Raw genomic sequence first — 16,641 nt, 5'->3', positions numbered from 1 at the left:
TACCCGCCAGCAGCAGCGCGCCCGCGATCAGGCCTGCCCGCATCACTTGGCGAGTTCCGCTTCGATCGCCGCGACCAATGCCGCATCGTCGGGTGCGGTGGTCGGCGCAAAGCGTGCGGCGACGCTGCCATCCTTGGCGATCAAGAATTTCTCGAAATTCCACAGGATTTCGGGCACCGGATTGGGGGTCATGCCATAGCCTTTGAGCTTTTCGCGGAAGGCATCGCCCTCCCCCTGCGCCTCCGGCACTGCGCTGGTGAGGGCGGCATAGAGCGGGTGCTTGTCCGGCCCGGTCACCACGATCTTTTCGAACATGGGGAAATCGACGCCGAAATTGGTGGTGCAGAAGGTGGCGATCTCGTCATTGCTGCCCGGCTCCTGCGCGCCGAAATCATTGGCGGGGAAGCCCGCGACCACCAATCCTTTGTCCTTATAGGCGGCGTACAGCTGCTCCAGCCCTTCATATTGCGGGGTCAGGCCGCATTTGGAGGCGACATTGACGGCCAGGACCACCTTGCCCGCATAGTCGGCGAGGCTGGTGTCGGCACCCTTGATCGTCTTGAGCGGGATCTGTTGAATGTCGGTCATGCTTGGTCTCCTATGGTTGGCGCGAACCCTGCCACTATATGGTCGCGCCGAAAAGATGGCCTACGCCAGCGGTCATCGCCATCGCCAGCGCGCCCCACAACAGGGTGCGCAGGATGGAGCGCAGCGGCCTCGCCCCGCCCAGCCGCGCGCCGACATAGCCGAGCAGCGCCAGGCAAAGCAGGCACAGGCCCACGATCGCGACCAGCGCGCTGCCAGCCGGGACGATCGCCGACACCAGCACGGGCGGCGTGGCCCCCACGGCAAAGCTTGCAGCCGAGGCCAGCGCCGCCTGTACCGGGCGCGCGGTCGCCATGTCCGAAATGCCCAGTTCGTCGCGGGCATGGGCACCCAGCGCATCGGTCGCCATCAACTGTTCCGCCACCTGCCCGGCGAGATCGGCGGTGAGGCCACGTTCGACATAGATATCGCGCAGTTCGATCCATTCGGCATGCGGCTGGGTGGCGAGCGCGTTGCGCTCCTTGGCAAGGTCAGCGCGTTCCGTGTCCGATTGCGCGCTGACCGAAACATATTCGCCTGCCGCCATCGACATGGCACCGGCCACCAAAGCGGCGATGCCGGTCAACAGGATCGTCTGGCTGCTCGCGCCCGACGCGGCGATGCCGGTCATCAGGCTGGCGGTGGACACGATGCCGTCATTGGCCCCCAGCACGGTGGCGCGCAGCCAACCGACGCGGTTTACATAATGGACGGCGTGGTGGGGCTGGTCGATTGCCATGTCGGTCTGTGCGTTCATCGGTCCGTCCCCGTTTCAATCTTTTCCCATAACTGCCGTTCGCTTCGAGCGAAGTCGAGAAGCGTTTGCGCTATGGGTTCTCGACTGCGCTCGAACCGAACGGAAACAGATGGCTTAGCCCGCCAACCCTTCGGCCTTTTCCGCCAATTCCAGCCAGCGCATTTCCGCCGCCTCTTTCTCCGCCTTCGCCTTGTCGATCGCCCCGGTCAGCGCGGCGAATTTCTTGGGGTCGCGGGAGTAGAGCGCCGGGTCGGCCAGCGCCTCTTCGTCGCGGGTGATGGCCGCTTCCAATTCCTCGACCCGCTTGGGTAGCAGTTCCAGGTCGCGCTGGTCCTTATAGGTCAGCTTGGCCGAGACGGGCTTGGGTGGTGCGGGCGCGGCGGCGGCTTTCTTCTCGGCCTTGGCGGCCTTGCGCGGGTCGCGCTTGGCGATCCAGTCGGCATAGCCACCGACGATCACATCGACGACGCCGGTGCCGTCCAGCCCCAGCGTGACCGTCACCGTGCGGTCGAGAAAGTCGCGGTCATGGCTGACGATCAGCACCGTGCCGTCATAATCGGCGATCACTTCCTGCAACAGGTCTAGCGTTTCGAGGTCGAGATCGTTGGTCGGTTCGTCCAGCACCAGCAGGTTCGATTCGCGGGCAAATTCGCGCGCGAACAACAGGCGCGAGCGTTCGCCGCCGGACAGGGTCGCAACCTTTGCTTCGGCAAGGCTGGGATCGAACAGAAAGTCCTTGAGATAGCCATGGACATGCTTTCGCACCCCGCGCACGTCGATCCAGTCGCCGCCTTCGGCCAGGACGTCGCGCACGGTCTTGTCGCCCTGCATCAGGCTGCGCTGCTGGTCGATGAAGATCATGTCGAGCGTCTGGGCCAGCGTCACGCTGCCGCTGTCGGGCGCGAGTTCGCCGGTCAGCAGTTTAAGCAACGTCGATTTGCCCGCGCCATTGCCACCGACGATGCCGATCCGGTCGCCGCGCTGGATGCGCAGGGTGAAGTCTTCGATGATGACCCTTTCATCACTTCCGTTCGTGTCGAGCGACGTCGAGACACCTTCGCGCTGCCGCTTCTCGACTTCGCTCGAAGCGAACGGAGATTTCGGAAAGCGCTTGGTGACATGCTCGGCCTTGATGACGCTCTTGGTCTTGCTGTCGTCGCTCGCCACCGCGATCTTCGCGGTGCCCTGCGGTCCCTGCATCGCGGCGCGGGTTTCGCGCATTTCCCACAATTTGGCGAGCCGTCCCTGGTTGCGCTTGCGCCGCGCGGTGACGCCGCGTTCCAGCCAATGCGCCTCGATCTTCAGCTTGGCGTCGAGCTTTTCCGCCGCCCGCGCCTCTTCGGCATAGACCGCTTCCATCCATTGTTCGAAGCCGCCGAAACCGATTTCGCTGCGGCGCATGACGCCCCGGTCGAGCCAGAGGGTCTGGCGGGTAAGCCGGGTCAGGAAGGCGCGGTCATGGCTGATGACGACGAACGCGCCATTATAGCGCGCCAGCCAATTTTCCAGCCAATCGATCGCGGCGATGTCCAAATGGTTGGTCGGCTCGTCCAGCAGCAGCAGGTCCGGCTCGCTCGCCAGCGCACGGGCGATGGCGGCGCGCCGCCGTTCGCCGCCGCTTGCCGTCTTCGCTTCGCGCGACAGGTCGATGCCGAGTTGGTCGGCGATCGCCTCCACCTCATGCGGGGCAGGCGCAAACTCGCCCGCCAGCGCGAAATCATGCAGCGTGGCGAAGGGCGTGACGTCAGGATCTTGCTCCAGCATGATGACTCGCGCGCCCGGCTGGACCGATCGCGTGCCACGATCCGGCTCGATCAACCCGGCGACCAGTTTCAACAGGGTCGTCTTGCCCGCGCCGTTGCGTCCGATCAGCGCCAATCGGTCACGTTGGCCGACATGAATGTCGATCCCCTCGAACAACCAGTGGGAGCCTTGGGAGAGGCCAAGATTTTCGTAGGAAAGAAGAGGTGCTGCCATGGCCGTGCAGCTAGGCGTTAGCGCGCCGGGGAGCAAGGGCGAAGGAACCGGAAGCTGTCCCACGGCTTTCAACGCATGTCAGCGTCCATTCATCGCAGCCGATACAAAAGACCGGCATCCCCACTGGAGAGTTACCCTTCATGAAATCCGCCCTTGTTCTTCTGGCCCTGGCCAGTGCCGCCCTGCCCGCCATCGCGGCCGCCCAGACCAATGTGACCATCGCCGAGACCGCGCCGGTCGTGACGCTGAACGTCACCGAAAGCGTGGAAGGATCGCCCGACATCGCGACCGTGGGCACGGGCGTCCAGACCCGCGCGCCGACCGCGCAGGCCGCAATGCAGGACAATGCCGCCAAGACGGAGAAGCTGATCGCGGCGCTGGCCCGTGCGGGTATCGCCAAGAAGGACATCCAGACGAGCGGCATCAACCTGAACGCGCAATATGACTATAATCAGCGCGATGGCGAACCCACCGGCCCGCGCTTCATGGGCTATGAAGCGTCCAACACGCTGACCGTCAAGCTGCGCGACGTGAAGAAGGTCGGCTCGCTGCTCGATGCGATGGTCGCGGCGGGAGCGACCAACGTCAATGGTCCGAGCTTTGCGATCGACGATCCCGCGCCGATGCTGGCGCAGGCCCGTGGGCAGGCGTTGAAGAGCGCCAAGGCGCAGGCGGATTTCTATGCCCAGGCAGCCGGTTTCCGCACCGCGCGGCTGATTGCGATCAGCGAAAGCAACAGCGGTGGCCAGCCGCCCATGCCGATGCTCCAGAGCGCCCGCTTCAAGGCGGATTCGGTCGCCGCGACTCCGGTCGAACCCGGCCAGGTCAGCGCTTCGGTGACGCTGACCGTGCAATATGCATTGGATAAATAAGGTTTCGTCTATCCCGTCATGCCTGCATCCGCAGGCGTGACGGGCACGCCGCGAAACAATCCCCATCATTCACCACCTGTTCAATGCCCTGCGCCTATGCCATGCCCATGCTTATGAAGTGGAAAATCCGGCTAGCCTCCATGATGATCGGGATCGGCACGGCGCTCGCGCTGGTGGCAACGATGCCCGTCGCGCAGGCGGGCGGTCGCCGTGACGAACAGGACGCCGCCCGACGTGCGATGCTGGACGGGCATGTCATGCCCTTTTCCATGATCAAGCGGCGGGTCGATGCCCAGATGGGCGGGGCTACCTATGTCGGCAGCGAATTCAACCCCGGTGCCAACCGCTATCGCCTGAAATATGTGAAGGACGGCAAGGTGGTATGGGTTGATGCCGACGGCCGGACAGGCGATATCATCGGCTGGGCGCGCTGACCGCGCTCGCTTTATAATAGAAACGGAAAGCCCATGCGTCTGCTGATCGTCGAGGATGAACCGAATCTGGGCCAGCAGCTCAGGAACACGCTGGAGGGCGCAGGCTATGCCATCGACCTCGCCACCGATGGCGAGGACGGCCATTTTCTTGGCTCCACCGAAAATTATGACGCGGTCGTGCTGGACCTTGGCCTGCCGACGATCGACGGGCTGACGGTGCTGGACCGCTGGCGCAAGGAAGGCCGCGCATTTCCGGTGCTGGTGCTGACCGCGCGCGACAGCTGGTCGGACAAGGTGGCGGGCCTGGACGCAGGCGCAGACGACTATCTCGCCAAGCCGTTCCAGAGCGAGGAATTGATCGCCCGTCTGCGCGCACTGATCCGCCGCGCATCAGGCAATGCGTCGAGCGAACTGACGGCGGGCGACGTGCGCCTCGACACGCGGTCGGGCAAGGTTACGCTGGCGGGCGATCCGGTGAAGCTGACCGCGCAGGAATATAAATTATTGTCCTATCTGCTGCATCACAAGGGCAAGGTGGTGAGCCGCACCGAATTGATCGAGCATATTTACGACCAGGATTTCGACCGCGATTCCAACACGATCGAAGTGTTCGTGACGCGCATCCGCAAGAAGCTGGGTGCCGATGTCATCACCACCATCCGAGGGTTGGGTTACAGCCTCGACGAGCCGGGGCGGTAATAGTCGCGGTCCTTTCCACCCGTTCGGTTCGAGCCTGTCGAGAACGGGGCTTGGCGCTCCTGTTCTCGACGGGCGCTTCTCGACTTCGCTCGAAGCTGCTCGAACCGAACGGGGAGTAAATAATGGATAGCGCTGCGCCCCCTCCCCCCGTCCGCTCCACCGGGTCCATCAGCCGCCGGATGATGGGTATCGCCGCGCTGTGGATCAGCCTGTTGCTGATCGGCGGCGGGGTGGCGCTGGACCGGGTGTTGAGCGACGCGATCACGCGCAATTTCGACGATGGCATGAATTATGTGCTGACCGCGATGATCGCGGCGGCCGAGATCGGGCCGGAAGGCGAGGTGTTGTTCAACCGGGAATTGGCCGATCAGCGGTTCCTCGAACCTAATAGCGGCCTTTATTATCAGGTGAGCGCCAAGGGACATGAGGATTGGCGTTCCCGCTCGCTGTGGGACCGCGCGCTTAAAGTGCCGGAGGAGCATCGCGACCGGCACCTCCATGTCTATGACAGCAAGCAATTCCCCGGCGAGGATCTGCGCATCATGGAGCGGACCGTGGTGCTGCCCGGTTCCGACAGCCGCTGGCTGTTCATGGTCGGCCAGGCGCGATCCGGGCTGGATGCGCAGATCAAGACGCTGCGCGCCACGCTGTTTCAGAGTTTCGCGCTGCTGGCGCTGGGCCTGTTCGTGCTGGCGACGTTGCAGACCTTCTACGGGCTGCGGCCGCTGCGCAAGGTGCGGCAGGAAATCGTGCGGATGCGCGACGGGCAGAAAAGCCGCCTGACTGAGCCGATGCCTGCCGAAGTGCTGCCGATGGTGGAGGAATTGAACGCCCTGCTCGCCCATAATGAGCGGCAGGCCGAGGAGGCGCGCACCCATGCGGGCAACCTTGCCCATGCGCTCAAAACGCCGCTGACCGTCATCATGAATGCCGCGACCGCACAATCGCCCGACCTTGGCGAAGCGGTCATCCGCGAGGCGACGACGATGCGGCGGCAGGTCGACCATCACCTTGCCCGCGCCCGCGCGGTCGGACGGCGCGGCGCGGCGCAGAGCCGGGCGGAGGTGTGGGCGAGCCTGACCGCCGTCGAGCGCGCGGTGCAGCGCCTCTATCCGCAGGCGCGCGTCGACATGGATGGCGACAAGGGCGCGGCGGTGCGCGTCGAGCGGCAGGATCTGGACGAAATGCTCGGCAACCTCATCGAAAATGCCGCGAAATATGGCGGCGGCTCCGTGTTTGCGACGGTGAAGCGGGCGGGCGACATGGTCGAGATATTGGTCGAGGATGATGGCATGGGCATTCCGTTGGAAGAGCGCGTCCGCATCTTCGATCGCGGCGTGCGGCTCGATTCGGGCAAGCCCGGCACTGGCCTTGGCCTCGCCATCGTGCGCGATGTCGCGGAAATCTATGGGGGGTCCGTGCTATTGGAGGAAAGCGAGGATCTGGGCGGACTGCTTGCGCGTTTGCGGCTACCTGCGGCCTGATCTTTCCCTTGCCATCATGGGTCGCAGTTGCGAAACAATAGCAATACCCCCGCTCCCATAGGACCGATCATGCGGCGATATCTCTATTTCATCGCTGGTTGGGCGTCGCTGGGCCTCGGCACGATCGGGGCGTTCCTCCCGTTGCTGCCCACTGTCCCGTTCATGATACTGGCCGCTTTCTGCTTTGCCCGGTCCAGCCCGACGCTGGAGGCCAAGCTGCTCGACCACAAGCATTTCGGCGCGCATATCCGCCGCTGGCGCGACGGCGGAGCGATCAGTCGGCGGGGCAAGAAGGCGGCGCTGGGTGCCTTTGCCTTCAGCATCGTTCTGGCGCTGATCTTCTCGCCCTTTCCCTGGTTCCTGATCCCCATCATCGCCGCGCTGATCGGCGGGACGTGGATTTGGACCCGGCCTGAGGCCTGAACGGCTCAGCAGCGGCATTTCGCTTTGGCGGCGCGTTTGGGGGCGGTGGTGGCGAATTCGGCGGGGGTCAGTTTGGCGTCGCCATCCTTGTCTGCCGTGCCGAAGCGGTCCGATGTCGCGACCGCCCATTCTTCGAAGGACAGCAGGTTGTCGCCATTTTTGTCGAGCGCCTTGAACGCCTTGGTCCGGCTGCCCAGCATTTCGATCCGGGTGATGACCCCGTCGCGATTGCGGTCGTAGCGGGCAAAGCGTCGCTCTTCGCGGCTTTGCGGGCTGGCCTCGGCAGGCATGGGCGGCGCGGCCCCCACGGCATCGGGATCGCCCTCCGGCAGGCTCTCCATAGCGGGCGGCGGTGGTGCGGCCATGGCCAGTTGCGGCACGGGGTCGCTGCTCGCTTGGCCCGACCACCAGAACAGGCCGCCCGCGACGAGTAACAGCGCCGCCATGCCCCCTGCCAGCAATCGCCCCATATGCCCGCTCCTTCGCTCCTGCGAAGCGCAGCCTATCGCGTCTGCCTATCGCCCGACAAGCGCGATCCGCAGCAGCCGCCAGGCAAGCGAACGCGGCATCCCAAGCGGCGCGCGCCGTCCGGCCAGCACATCCTGTTGCGCCAGCGTCGCCACTATGCGCACCGGTTTCCATGCACGCGGCCAGCGCGCGCCGTCCAACCGTGGCGCGATCTCCCGCGCCAGCGCTAGCGCGGCGTCGGCCAGCGCTACGTCGCCGACATGGCCGGCCATGTCCCACAAGGCCCAGACCTGCCCCGCCGCGTTCAGCCAGTCCGGCGCGTCGGCGACGTCGGCCAGCGCGCGGAACAGGCCGCCGCCCCGACCTACGGCATAGGCGCGCAGGCCTTCCACATCGATCTCCTGTTCGACCACCAAAATTTCCCAGCCATCGATCATCGCGACCAGCCCCGGCGCGGCCATCGCGCCCGTGGCGCGCAGCGCATCGACCACAGGCTCGCCCCGCCCCTTGCGCGCATCGGCATCGTCGATGACGTCATTCCACCAGGCGAGCCGCATCTGCCCGATCGTCGGCTCGCTGGTCGTGCGCGCGACATGGGCGAGCCGCGCGTCGAACGCCCAGAGCGCACGGTGCCGCTCCGCGCCCGGCCCGGCATGCGCCACCAGCACTTCGACCAGCGGCGGCAATTCCTGCGCCAGGCCGCTCATCGGTGCGGACAGCCGCACAGCAGGTGGGACTGGCGGGTTATCGGTCCTTTAACCATCTTCCTCATACACATTCTAACGAGTGCGCCTGCATAGGCGAAAACAATCTGTCCGGCCCGAAATGGGGGGCGACGGGCACGACATGGGTGATGGCGGACAAATGGGCAAGCAGATCGAACATCCTGTAGGGTTGTTGGCACGGCTGGCGAAGAACCAAGCGGGCAATACGCTGGCCATTGTCGCGGCAGCGCTCATCCCGCTTGCGGGGATGATCGGTGGTGGCCTTGATATCAGCCGTGGCTATCTGGGCCAGACCCGCCTGCAACAGGCTTGTGACGCTGGCGTACTGGCAGGGCGCAAATTGATGGGTACCAGCGGCGTTTTAACCAGCGCGGTGACGGATGAAGTCCGCAAATATGTGAAATTCAACTATCCCAACAGCTATCTGGGTTCGACGCTTCAAGACGCCAATATCGTACCAACACTGGGCGCGAACGATCAGATCGTTCTGACCGTTTCCACCACCGTTCCGACCGTCATCATGAAATTGTTCGGCAAGGACGACATGACCGTTTCTGCGACCTGCAGCGGGCGTAACGACTATTCGAACATCGACATCGTGCTGGTGCTGGATACGACCGGATCGATGGCGTGCAAGCCGGAATTTACAGCGAGCGAGTGTTCCAACTGGATCTACAACAATAATCGAAGCGGCAAGACAATGACAGTAGATGGCAAGGCCGTCACCTATGTCCTTGAACAGACCGACAATGGTACGAACATTTCCCGGATGCAGGCACTTCGTACTGCATTGGCTAACTTGCAAACGCAGATGGCTACCATCGAAAGCCAGTTCAACATGACCGAACAGGGTAAGCGCAAGCGCGTGCGCTGGTCGATCATTCCCTTCTCCCAGATGGTCAATGCCGGGTTCAGCAAGGGCTCTGCCGGAACGACACTCTACGCGCGTCAGCCAGGTTGGTTCAACACGACGGGCACTTATCGCGCTTACACCTGCGGTCGGTATTATTGTAGCTATCCTGACAATATCGTGTCCCACAACAGCACCTGGATGCGTGACACCTGGGACGGCTGCGTCGAAGAACAAAGCACTAGCAATAGCATCACATCGACGTCCAGCACGGTTCCTGCGACCGCCTACGATATGAACTACAATACGGTGCCGACATCTACCGACACACGCTGGACCGTCGCGGATCCTTCAAAAGTCGGTAACGCCCAATATGCGTGCCCGAAAGCCATGCGCGAAATGCAGCAGATGACGGCTTCCCAGTTTAACGATTATTTCAGTCTGACAAATGGCTTCGCGGCCAATGGCGGCACCTATCTCGACATCGGTTTGTTGTGGGCAGCCCGGCTGCTATCGCGCAATGGCAATTGGGCGTCGGACAATCCAGCCACCTACAATACTTATCCCGTTAATCGCTATGTCATTTTCATGACTGATGGTCAGATGGACACGGGCAATACAGGCTATGGTGCATATGCACAGGAAACGACATGGCGGCGGGTTGCGGCCAATGGCACCGTAGCGACTTCCAACACCAATCACACGGCCCGCATGCTGATCACCTGTGCCGCCATCAAAAATATGGCGAGCACGAAAATCTACACCATATCCTTCGGTGCCGGAGCACCGCTCAGTCAGGATCTCATCGACTGCTCTTCCGGCGCAAAAAATGAATATGCGTTCGAGGCGGTCAATGCCTCCGATCTGAACAATGTCTTCCGCGACATCGGCGAAAATATCGGGTCTTTGAGGTTGGCGCAGTGACCGTTTCCCCCCGCCTTTCACCCAGGCTGGCCCAAGATCAGCGGGGCGCGTCCGTACCGGAATTCGCGCTCATCCTGATACCGCTATGCCTGATTCTGTTCGGCGGATTGGACATGGGATATCAAATCTATGTGCGGTCGGTACTACTGGGCGCGATGGAGCGCGCGACCCGCCTCACGACATTGCAGACCGTGGACAGCACAGCGGTCGAGGATGACATTGAAGCAACCGTCCAGCGCTTGGCTCCTAACGCGACGGTCCGCACGACCAAGGGCAGCTTCCTGCAATATAGCCAGATAAACGCGATGGAACGGCTGACCAAGGATTCGAACAATAATGGCACGCTCGACAGTGGCGATTGCTGGGAAGATGTCGATGACAATGGCGAGCGCAATGTGGTGACGGAGGGCAAGACCGGCATCGGCGGCGCAGACGATATCGTCCGCTACAATACCGTCGTCACGTATGACCGTATCGTGCCGATCTATCGCTTCGTCGGGATCGGCAATAGCGTCACGCTGACAGCGACCACGATGACCCGTCGGCAGCCCTATGAATTGCAGAGCGTCCTAACCCCCAAGTGCAAGGCATGACCATGGCCATCGGCAAGCGGCTTCGCCAGTCCTTTCGCGAGATTAGGCGCAATATCAGAGGGGTTGCGGCGATTGAGTTCGCGCTGGCGCTGCCTGTTCTCATGGGTCTTACCCTCTATGGTGCCGAGGCGGCGAATATGGCCTACACCTCGCAAAAGATAGGCGACATTGCGACCCTGACCGCAGACAGCATTTCCCGCATTCGGCTCAGCATCTCGAACGGCGACGTGTCCGATGCTCTAGGCGGCATCAAAATATTGGGCGACAGCATCGATCTGCGCAATAATGGTCGGATCATCGTGTCCAGCATCGCGCCGGTGCTGGACAATTCCAACACTGTCACCAATCAAAAACTACGGTGGCAGCGTTGTTCCGGAGCGTTGGTCAAGACATCGGCCTTCGCTACGACAGAGAACAGCAATATCGGCATCGACGGCATGGGACCAAGCGGACGGAAGATCGCTGCTACCAAGGGCAGCGAACTGATCTTCGTCGAGGTCTATTATACCTATCGACCGCTTATTTCGGATTCTTTCTTCGGCACGCCGCAAATGTCAGCCTATGCCGCTATGGCCGTCCGCGAACGGACGGCCAACGATATATTGACGAACGGCACCAATTCGCCCTGCACCACCTACGCCGCCTGACGGCGACGTAGGTATTTCGGTTCAGCGGTAGCAGACCTTCTTCGCTGCTTCGACCACGCGGGCGGCGTCGATGAGCGCTGCCTTTTCCAGGTTCGCGGCATAGGGGAGCGGCACGTCTTCGTTGGTGACGCGCAGTACCGGGGCGTCGAGATCGTCGAAGCCCTTTTCCATGACGACGGCGGCGATTTCCGACGCGATCGAGCAGGTCGGCCAGCCTTCTTCGACCACGACGATGCGGTTGGTCTTTTTGAGGCTTTCCAGCACGGTCGCGGTGTCGAGCGGGCGCAGCGTGCGCAGGTCGATGACCTCCGCATCGATACCCTCTGCAGCCAGCGTTTCGGCAGCATCGAGCGCAAGGCCGACGCCGATCGAATAGCTGACCAGCGTCACATCCTTGCCCGGCCGCATGATCCGTGCCTTGCCGATCGGCAGGACATAGTCATCGACCTTGGGCACGTCGAAGCTGCGGCCGTAGAGCAGTTCGTTTTCCAGGAACACGACCGGGTCGGTCGAGCGAATCGCTGCCTTGAGCAGACCCTTGGCGTCCGCCGCGTCATAAGGCGCGATGACGATCAGGCCGGGGACGGCGGCATACCAGGGAGCATAATTCTGGCTATGCTGCGCGCCGACGCGGCTGGCCGCGCCGTTGGGACCACGGAACACGATCGGGCAGCGCATCTGGCCGCCGGACATGTAATTGGTCTTGGCCGCCGAGTTGATGATGTGGTCGATCGCCTGCATGGCGAAGTTGAACGTCATGAACTCAACGATCGGGCGCAGGCCGCCCATCGCCGCGCCCGTGCCGATGCCGGCAAAGCCATATTCGGTGATCGGCGTGTCGATGACGCGCTTGCCGCCAAATTCATCGAGCAGACCCTGGGTGACCTTATAGGCACCCTGATATTCGGCCACTTCCTCGCCGATCACGAACACGCGCTCGTCGGCGCGCATTTCTTCGGCCATGGCATCGCGCAGGGCTTCACGGACCGTCGTTTTGACGAACTCGGTGCCTTCGGGCAGGTCCGGGTCGGCGACGGTCGCCTTGGCTTCCGACGCCAGCTTGGCGGTGCCGCTTTCGGCCTTTTTGGGCGCTTCGGCTTCAGCCTTGGCAGGCGCAGCCGCCGCCTTGGGTGCGGGTGCTTCGTCCTCGCCCTCTTCACCGGCCATCGTCGCGATGACGGTGCCGACCTTCACGCCTTCGGACCCCTCGGCGATCATGATCTTGCCGATCTTGCCTTCATCGACGGCTTCGAATTCCATCGTCGCCTTGTCGGTTTCGATCTCGGCCAAAATATCGCCGGACTTTACTTCGTCGCCTTCCTTCACCAGCCACTTGGCCAGCGTGCCCTCTTCCATCGTCGGCGAGAGCGCCGGCATCTTGATTTCGATACCCATTAATATTGCTCCACCAGCACGTCGGTATAGAGTTCGGCCATGTCCGGCTCAGGCGAAGATTCGGCGAAATCGGCCGCTTCGCTGACGATCTTGCGGATGTCCTGGTCGATCTTCTTGAGTTCGTCCTCACCCACGCCGTGTTCGGCGAGATAGACCTTGGCACCCTCGATCGGGTCGGACTTGTCGCGCATCGCCTGCACTTCTTCGCGCGACCGGTACTTGGCCGGATCGGACATGGAGTGGCCGCGATAGCGGTAGGTTTTCATTTCCAGCAGGATCGGGCCATTGCCGCCCTGCACCCACTTCAACGCTTCCTCGGTTGCGCCGCGCACGGCCAGCACGTCCATGCCGTTGACCTGGATGCCGGGGATGCGGAAACTTTCGCCCCGGCGATAGAGCTGGTCTTCCGCCGAAGAACGGTTGACGCTGGTGCCCATGGCGTATTGATTATTCTCGATAACGAAAATGATCGGCAGCTTCCACAGCTCGGCCATGTTGAAGGATTCATAGACCTGGCCCTGGTTGGCCGCGCCATCACCAAAATAGGCGACGCACACGCCGCCATCGCCATTATATTTGTGCGCGAAGCCGAGGCCCGCGCCGAGCGATACCTGTGCGCCGACGATGCCGTGGCCGCCGAAAAATTTATGTTCGACGCTGAACATATGCATCGAACCGCCCTTGCCGCGCGAAATGCCCGCGCCACGGCCGGTCAGTTCGGCCATGATGACGTTGGGATCGATGCCATAGGCCAGCATGTGGCCGTGGTCGCGATAGCCGGTGATAACGCTGTCCTTGCCGGGCACGAGTGCCGACTGGATGCCGACCGCAACCGCTTCCTGGCCGATATAGAGGTGACAGAAGCCGCCGATGAGACCGAGGCCATATAGCTGGCCCGCTTTCTCTTCGAAGCGGCGGATGAGGACCATCTGCCGGTAGAATTCCAGCAATTCTTCCTTGCTGGCCTTGTAATCGGTCGGAGTGTCGGGGCGAGGCCGGTTATGGTCCGCGCCGACCGGGCTTTTCGCCTCGGCCTCTGCGCGGGTCGGGCGCGGCGTCGTTGGTTTCGCCAAGGCTCTTATCCTCTTGCGTGGGGTAGGATGGAAGGAAGCCCGATATAGCGGCAGAGTTGCATATATTGCAACGGCGGACCCGACGGAATCCGGGCCAAAGCTATCATCTTGGGCTAATATTGGTCGTGGCGAAGGCTCAGTTGAGCGGCACGATCACTTCATCATGGTGAATGACGCCAAGCTGGCGGCGGATCAGTTCGTCCGACAGATCGGGATCGACACGGCGTGGGTTGAGCAGGTCGACCCGGTTGCGCAAGTCGGCGCGCGCTTGCTGCACCCGCTTGAGTTCCGCCTTGGCCGCGCCGAGCTGACGCGAATAGTCGCCCCAGGCGAGGATGCCGTTCGACCCCACAACGACATAGCCCGCGAAGGACAGCAGCAGAAGCAGCGCGATCGCAGGGCCAAGGGCCGAGAATAAAAGGAGACGTAGCTTCGCGATGTGCGCCATCGCCCACAAGAATCACAAGAAAAGGTCGGCCGCAAGCGAATTTTGTCGAACTTGCGGCCAACCGAAGGAAAGCCGATCAGCGGAAGATGGAGCGTCCGGCATAGACGGCGACATCGCCCAGTTCTTCCTCGATGCGGATGAGTTGGTTATACTTCGCAAGCCGGTCCGACCGCGCGAGCGAGCCGGTCTTGATCTGGCCGCAATTGGTGGCGACGGCGAGGTCCGCGATGGTCGCGTCCTCGGTCTCGCCCGACCGGTGCGACATGACGGCAGTGTAGCGGGCGCGGTGCGCCATATCGACGGCCGCCAGCGTTTCGGTCAGCGTGCCGATCTGGTTGACCTTCACCAGCAGCGAGTTGGCCAGGCCCATGTCGATGCCCATCGACAGGCGCTTGGGGTTGGTTACGAACAGGTCGTCGCCGACCAGCTGCACCGAACCGCCGATCTTGTCGGTCAGCGCCTTCCAGCCTTCGAAATCATCCTCGCTCATGCCATCCTCGATCGACTTGATCGGATAGTCGGCACACAGGGCGGCGAGATAGTCGGCCATTTCAACGGGGCTGAGCGACAGACCTTCGCCCGAAATCTCGTACTTGCCGTTCTTGAAGAATTCCGTCGCGGCGCAATCGAGCGCCAGCATGACGTCGTCGCCCGGCTTGTAGCCAGCCTTTTCGACCGACAGCATGATGAAATCGAGCGCATCGCGGGTCGAGGCGATGTTGGGCGCGAAGCCGCCTTCATCACCGACCGACGTCGCCAGCCCCTTGTCGTGCAGGCCCTTCTTCAACGTGTGGAAGATTTCCGACCCGATCCGCACGGCATCGGCGATGCTTTCAGCACCGACCGGCATGATCATGAATTCCTGAAAATCGATCGGGTTGTCGGCATGTTCGCCGCCGTTGATGATGTTCATCATCGGCACTGGCAGCACGTGGGCAGACACGCCGCCGACATAGCGATAGAGCGGCAGGCCGCGCGCATCGGCAGCGGCCTTTGCCACCGCCAGGCTGACGCCCAAGATCGCGTTGGCGCCGAGGTTCGACTTATTGTCGGTGCCGTCGAGCGCGATCATCGCCGCATCGACTTCGCCCTGATCCTCGGCATCGAAGCCGATCAGTTCGCCGGCAATCTCGTCATTGACGGTATCGACCGCTTTCAACACGCCTTTGCCCATATAGCGGCTCTTGTCGCCGTCGCGCTTTTCCACCGCTTCATAGGCGCCGGTCGACGCGCCCGACGGCACCGCCGCGCGGCCGAAGCTGCCATCCTCCAGCATGACGTCGACTTCGACGGTGGGGTTGCCACGGCTGTCGAAAATCTGGCGGGCGTGAATGTCGAGAATGGCGGTCATGATCGCTCCCTGCACTGACAATGGGCGGGCAACCCTGATGGCGGCCCCTCCCCTGTTTTTCCGCGCTCCGCTTAGCCAGCAGCCCGGCTATTGGCAATGCAGGGCTTGCACGCATCGGAAAAATGCCGATGGTCGAAAATGTGACGGCAACGGAACTGCATGCCGCTGCGGAGCATTTGGAATATAACCACCTGCCGCCTCGCGCGGCGCACCATGCTGCATCAAGAGGGAGATTGAGGACGATGGTTGATACCCCGGTAACGCCGGCCGCCAAGCGCGGACGCCCCCCCAAGGCCAAGACCCTGGATACCGCCGCCAGCGCCGTCGCCGTGAAGGCCGAGCCGCTCAAGAAAGCCGCGACGGAAGCGGCGTCAGACGCCGCCGCTGACGTGGAAAGCGCTGCAAAGGGTCTGAGCGCACAGATCAAGCCGATCAAGGAGCAGGCCGAGAAGGCAGCCAAGGCTGCGGCCGAGAAGTTGAACGCTGTTGATTGGAAAGCCCATATCGACCCGATCAAGGAACAGGCTGGCAAGACCGCCAAGTCCGCCGCAGGCGTCGCCAAGGACAAGACTGGCACGGCCATGCAGAGCCTGTCCAAGCTGATCGCCGACACGGCCGCCACGGTCGATGCCAAGCTCGGCCCGCAATATGGCGATTATGCCCGTCAGGCCGCCGAACAGGTTGCCGGTGCGGCTGACAGCTTGGACAATAAGGATGTCGATCAGTTGATGGCCGAAGCGCGCGATTTCGTGCGCAAGAGTCCGGCTGTTGCGATTGGTGCAGCCGCCGTTGTCGGCTTCGTGTTGATGCGCCTCGCTAAAGGGTCGGACGACAAGGCCTGAGGGTTTGCCTTTCCGGCTTTCCCGTCACTGAAACGAAAGGCTCCGGTTTCGGGGCGGAGGATCTATTGACACAAGAGCCAACGGAAACGGCGGT

18 protein-coding genes are annotated in these 16,641 nt (G+C 62.5%); 9 read left to right on the top strand and 9 right to left on the bottom strand.

Annotated elements, in window-relative coordinates; translation table 11 throughout:
• Nucleotides 1–42: 42 nt before the first annotated feature.
• From IL54_RS03900 to IL54_RS03890, 3 genes are all read right to left on the bottom strand, one after another.
• The gene (locus IL54_RS03900; protein WP_037473400.1) at nucleotides 43–588 is read right to left on the bottom strand and encodes a glutathione peroxidase; all 546 of its coding nucleotides are present in this window, start codon (nucleotides 586–588) and stop codon (nucleotides 43–45) included.
• A gap of 34 nt (nucleotides 589–622) precedes the next feature.
• Entirely contained in the window at nucleotides 623–1,342 is a 720-nt protein-coding gene (locus IL54_RS03895) for a VIT1/CCC1 transporter family protein (RefSeq protein WP_037473399.1), read from the bottom strand.
• Nucleotides 1,343–1,456: 114 nt separating this feature from the next.
• A complete protein-coding gene (locus tag IL54_RS03890) occupies nucleotides 1,457–3,319 on the bottom strand; it encodes an ABC-F family ATP-binding cassette domain-containing protein (RefSeq protein WP_037473398.1) in 1,863 nt (620 codons plus the stop codon).
• A 140-nt stretch (nucleotides 3,320–3,459) separates the two neighbouring features.
• On the opposite strand from IL54_RS03890, the gene IL54_RS03885 reads away from it, so the two are divergent.
• The 5 genes from IL54_RS03885 to IL54_RS03865 all read left to right on the top strand — a co-directional run bounded on the left by IL54_RS03885 (nucleotide 3,460) and on the right by IL54_RS03865 (nucleotide 7,231).
• On the top strand, nucleotides 3,460–4,191 hold the full coding sequence (locus IL54_RS03885; RefSeq protein ID WP_037473396.1) for an SIMPL domain-containing protein: 732 nt from the start codon (nucleotides 3,460–3,462) through the stop codon (nucleotides 4,189–4,191).
• Between the two features lie 83 nt (nucleotides 4,192–4,274).
• The gene (locus tag IL54_RS03880; protein WP_037473394.1) at nucleotides 4,275–4,625 is read left to right on the top strand and encodes a hypothetical protein; all 351 of its coding nucleotides are present in this window, start codon (nucleotides 4,275–4,277) and stop codon (nucleotides 4,623–4,625) included.
• Between the two features lie 33 nt (nucleotides 4,626–4,658).
• The gene (locus tag IL54_RS03875; protein WP_037473392.1) at nucleotides 4,659–5,324 is read left to right on the top strand and encodes a response regulator transcription factor; all 666 of its coding nucleotides are present in this window, start codon (nucleotides 4,659–4,661) and stop codon (nucleotides 5,322–5,324) included.
• A 179-nt stretch (nucleotides 5,325–5,503) separates the two neighbouring features.
• On the top strand, nucleotides 5,504–6,808 hold the full coding sequence (locus tag IL54_RS03870; RefSeq protein WP_037473391.1) for a sensor histidine kinase: 1,305 nt from the start codon (nucleotides 5,504–5,506) through the stop codon (nucleotides 6,806–6,808).
• 69 nt (nucleotides 6,809–6,877) lie between these two features.
• Nucleotides 6,878–7,231 carry a YbaN family protein gene (locus tag IL54_RS03865; protein ID WP_037473389.1) on the top strand — a complete coding sequence of 118 codons (354 nt, stop codon included), beginning with the start codon at nucleotides 6,878–6,880 and terminating at the stop codon, nucleotides 7,229–7,231.
• A gap of 5 nt (nucleotides 7,232–7,236) precedes the next feature.
• Here the strand turns inward: IL54_RS03865 and IL54_RS03860 are convergent, their stop codons facing one another.
• Nucleotides 7,237–7,701, bottom strand: a complete 465-nt coding sequence (locus tag IL54_RS03860) for an EF-hand domain-containing protein (RefSeq protein WP_037473388.1) — start codon at nucleotides 7,699–7,701, stop codon at nucleotides 7,237–7,239.
• A 45-nt stretch (nucleotides 7,702–7,746) separates the two neighbouring features.
• Complete coding sequence (locus tag IL54_RS03855; RefSeq protein ID WP_037477764.1) at nucleotides 7,747–8,406, bottom strand: squalene/phytoene synthase family protein; 660 nt, start codon at nucleotides 8,404–8,406, stop codon at nucleotides 7,747–7,749.
• Between the two features lie 157 nt (nucleotides 8,407–8,563).
• Between IL54_RS03855 and IL54_RS03850 the strand changes: the two genes are divergently transcribed.
• The 3 genes from IL54_RS03850 to IL54_RS03840 are packed head-to-tail and all read left to right on the top strand — an operon-like array spanning nucleotide 8,564 to nucleotide 11,438.
• Nucleotides 8,564–10,198, top strand: coding sequence for a TadE/TadG family type IV pilus assembly protein (locus IL54_RS03850; RefSeq protein ID WP_162182202.1), 1,635 nt, complete (start codon nucleotides 8,564–8,566; stop codon nucleotides 10,196–10,198).
• A complete protein-coding gene (locus IL54_RS03845) occupies nucleotides 10,195–10,791 on the top strand; it encodes a TadE/TadG family type IV pilus assembly protein (protein ID WP_037473384.1) in 597 nt (198 codons plus the stop codon). Before IL54_RS03850 ends, IL54_RS03845 begins: the two co-directional genes overlap by 4 nt.
• Complete coding sequence (locus IL54_RS03840) at nucleotides 10,788–11,438, top strand: TadE/TadG family type IV pilus assembly protein (RefSeq protein ID WP_052027538.1); 651 nt, start codon at nucleotides 10,788–10,790, stop codon at nucleotides 11,436–11,438. The genes IL54_RS03845 and IL54_RS03840 overlap by 4 nt, the downstream gene beginning before the upstream one ends.
• A 21-nt stretch (nucleotides 11,439–11,459) precedes the next feature.
• Here the strand turns inward: IL54_RS03840 and IL54_RS03835 are convergent, their stop codons facing one another.
• From IL54_RS03835 to eno, 4 genes are all read right to left on the bottom strand, one after another.
• Entirely contained in the window at nucleotides 11,460–12,833 is a 1,374-nt protein-coding gene (locus IL54_RS03835) for a pyruvate dehydrogenase complex E1 component subunit beta (protein WP_037473381.1), read from the bottom strand.
• On the bottom strand, nucleotides 12,833–13,906 hold the full coding sequence (gene pdhA, locus IL54_RS03830; RefSeq protein ID WP_037473379.1) for a pyruvate dehydrogenase (acetyl-transferring) E1 component subunit alpha: 1,074 nt from the start codon (nucleotides 13,904–13,906) through the stop codon (nucleotides 12,833–12,835). The genes IL54_RS03835 and pdhA overlap by 1 nt, the downstream gene beginning before the upstream one ends.
• A gap of 136 nt (nucleotides 13,907–14,042) precedes the next feature.
• Complete coding sequence (locus IL54_RS03825) at nucleotides 14,043–14,354, bottom strand: FtsB family cell division protein (protein ID WP_037473378.1); 312 nt, start codon at nucleotides 14,352–14,354, stop codon at nucleotides 14,043–14,045.
• A 76-nt stretch (nucleotides 14,355–14,430) separates the two neighbouring features.
• Nucleotides 14,431–15,705, bottom strand: a complete 1,275-nt coding sequence (eno, locus tag IL54_RS03820) for a phosphopyruvate hydratase (RefSeq protein ID WP_037473376.1) — start codon at nucleotides 15,703–15,705, stop codon at nucleotides 14,431–14,433.
• Between the two features lie 242 nt (nucleotides 15,706–15,947).
• On the opposite strand from eno, the gene IL54_RS03815 reads away from it, so the two are divergent.
• Complete coding sequence (locus IL54_RS03815) at nucleotides 15,948–16,547, top strand: hypothetical protein (protein ID WP_037473374.1); 600 nt, start codon at nucleotides 15,948–15,950, stop codon at nucleotides 16,545–16,547.
• Nucleotides 16,548–16,641 lie beyond the last annotated feature (94 nt).

The sequence above is a fragment of the Sphingobium sp. ba1 genome (assembly GCF_000743655.1).
In the GTDB taxonomy this organism is placed as follows: Bacteria; Pseudomonadota; Alphaproteobacteria; order Sphingomonadales; family Sphingomonadaceae; genus Sphingobium.
The sequence above is the reverse complement of the archived record's forward strand: the minus strand, read 5'-3'. Positions and strand labels throughout refer to the sequence as shown.

Bases quoted from the DNA above. Each gene is read 5' to 3' on its own strand.
- IL54_RS03860 (WP_037473388.1), bottom strand. From the start codon at position 7,701: ATGGGGCGATTGCTGGCAGGGGGCATGGCGGCGCTGTTACTCGTCGCG.
- IL54_RS03870 (WP_037473391.1), top strand. From the start codon at position 5,504: ATGATGGGTATCGCCGCGCTGTGGATCAGCCTGTTGCTGATCGGCGGC.
- eno (WP_037473376.1), bottom strand. From the start codon at position 15,705: ATGACCGCCATTCTCGACATTCACGCCCGCCAGATTTTCGACAGCCGT.
- IL54_RS03835 (WP_037473381.1), bottom strand. From the start codon at position 12,833: ATGGGTATCGAAATCAAGATGCCGGCGCTCTCGCCGACGATGGAAGAG.
- IL54_RS03875 (WP_037473392.1), top strand. From the start codon at position 4,659: ATGCGTCTGCTGATCGTCGAGGATGAACCGAATCTGGGCCAGCAGCTC.
- IL54_RS03880 (WP_037473394.1), top strand. From the start codon at position 4,275: ATGCCCTGCGCCTATGCCATGCCCATGCTTATGAAGTGGAAAATCCGG.
- IL54_RS03895 (WP_037473399.1), bottom strand. From the start codon at position 1,342: ATGAACGCACAGACCGACATGGCAATCGACCAGCCCCACCACGCCGTC.
- IL54_RS03850 (WP_162182202.1), top strand. From the start codon at position 8,564: ATGGGCAAGCAGATCGAACATCCTGTAGGGTTGTTGGCACGGCTGGCG.
- IL54_RS03885 (WP_037473396.1), top strand. From the start codon at position 3,460: ATGAAATCCGCCCTTGTTCTTCTGGCCCTGGCCAGTGCCGCCCTGCCC.
- IL54_RS03855 (WP_037477764.1), bottom strand. From the start codon at position 8,406: ATGAGCGGCCTGGCGCAGGAATTGCCGCCGCTGGTCGAAGTGCTGGTG.
- IL54_RS03815 (WP_037473374.1), top strand. From the start codon at position 15,948: ATGGTTGATACCCCGGTAACGCCGGCCGCCAAGCGCGGACGCCCCCCC.
- IL54_RS03865 (WP_037473389.1), top strand. From the start codon at position 6,878: ATGCGGCGATATCTCTATTTCATCGCTGGTTGGGCGTCGCTGGGCCTC.
- IL54_RS03890 (WP_037473398.1), bottom strand. From the start codon at position 3,319: ATGGCAGCACCTCTTCTTTCCTACGAAAATCTTGGCCTCTCCCAAGGC.
- IL54_RS03825 (WP_037473378.1), bottom strand. From the start codon at position 14,354: ATGGCGCACATCGCGAAGCTACGTCTCCTTTTATTCTCGGCCCTTGGC.
- IL54_RS03900 (WP_037473400.1), bottom strand. From the start codon at position 588: ATGACCGACATTCAACAGATCCCGCTCAAGACGATCAAGGGTGCCGAC.
- IL54_RS03840 (WP_052027538.1), top strand. From the start codon at position 10,788: ATGACCATGGCCATCGGCAAGCGGCTTCGCCAGTCCTTTCGCGAGATT.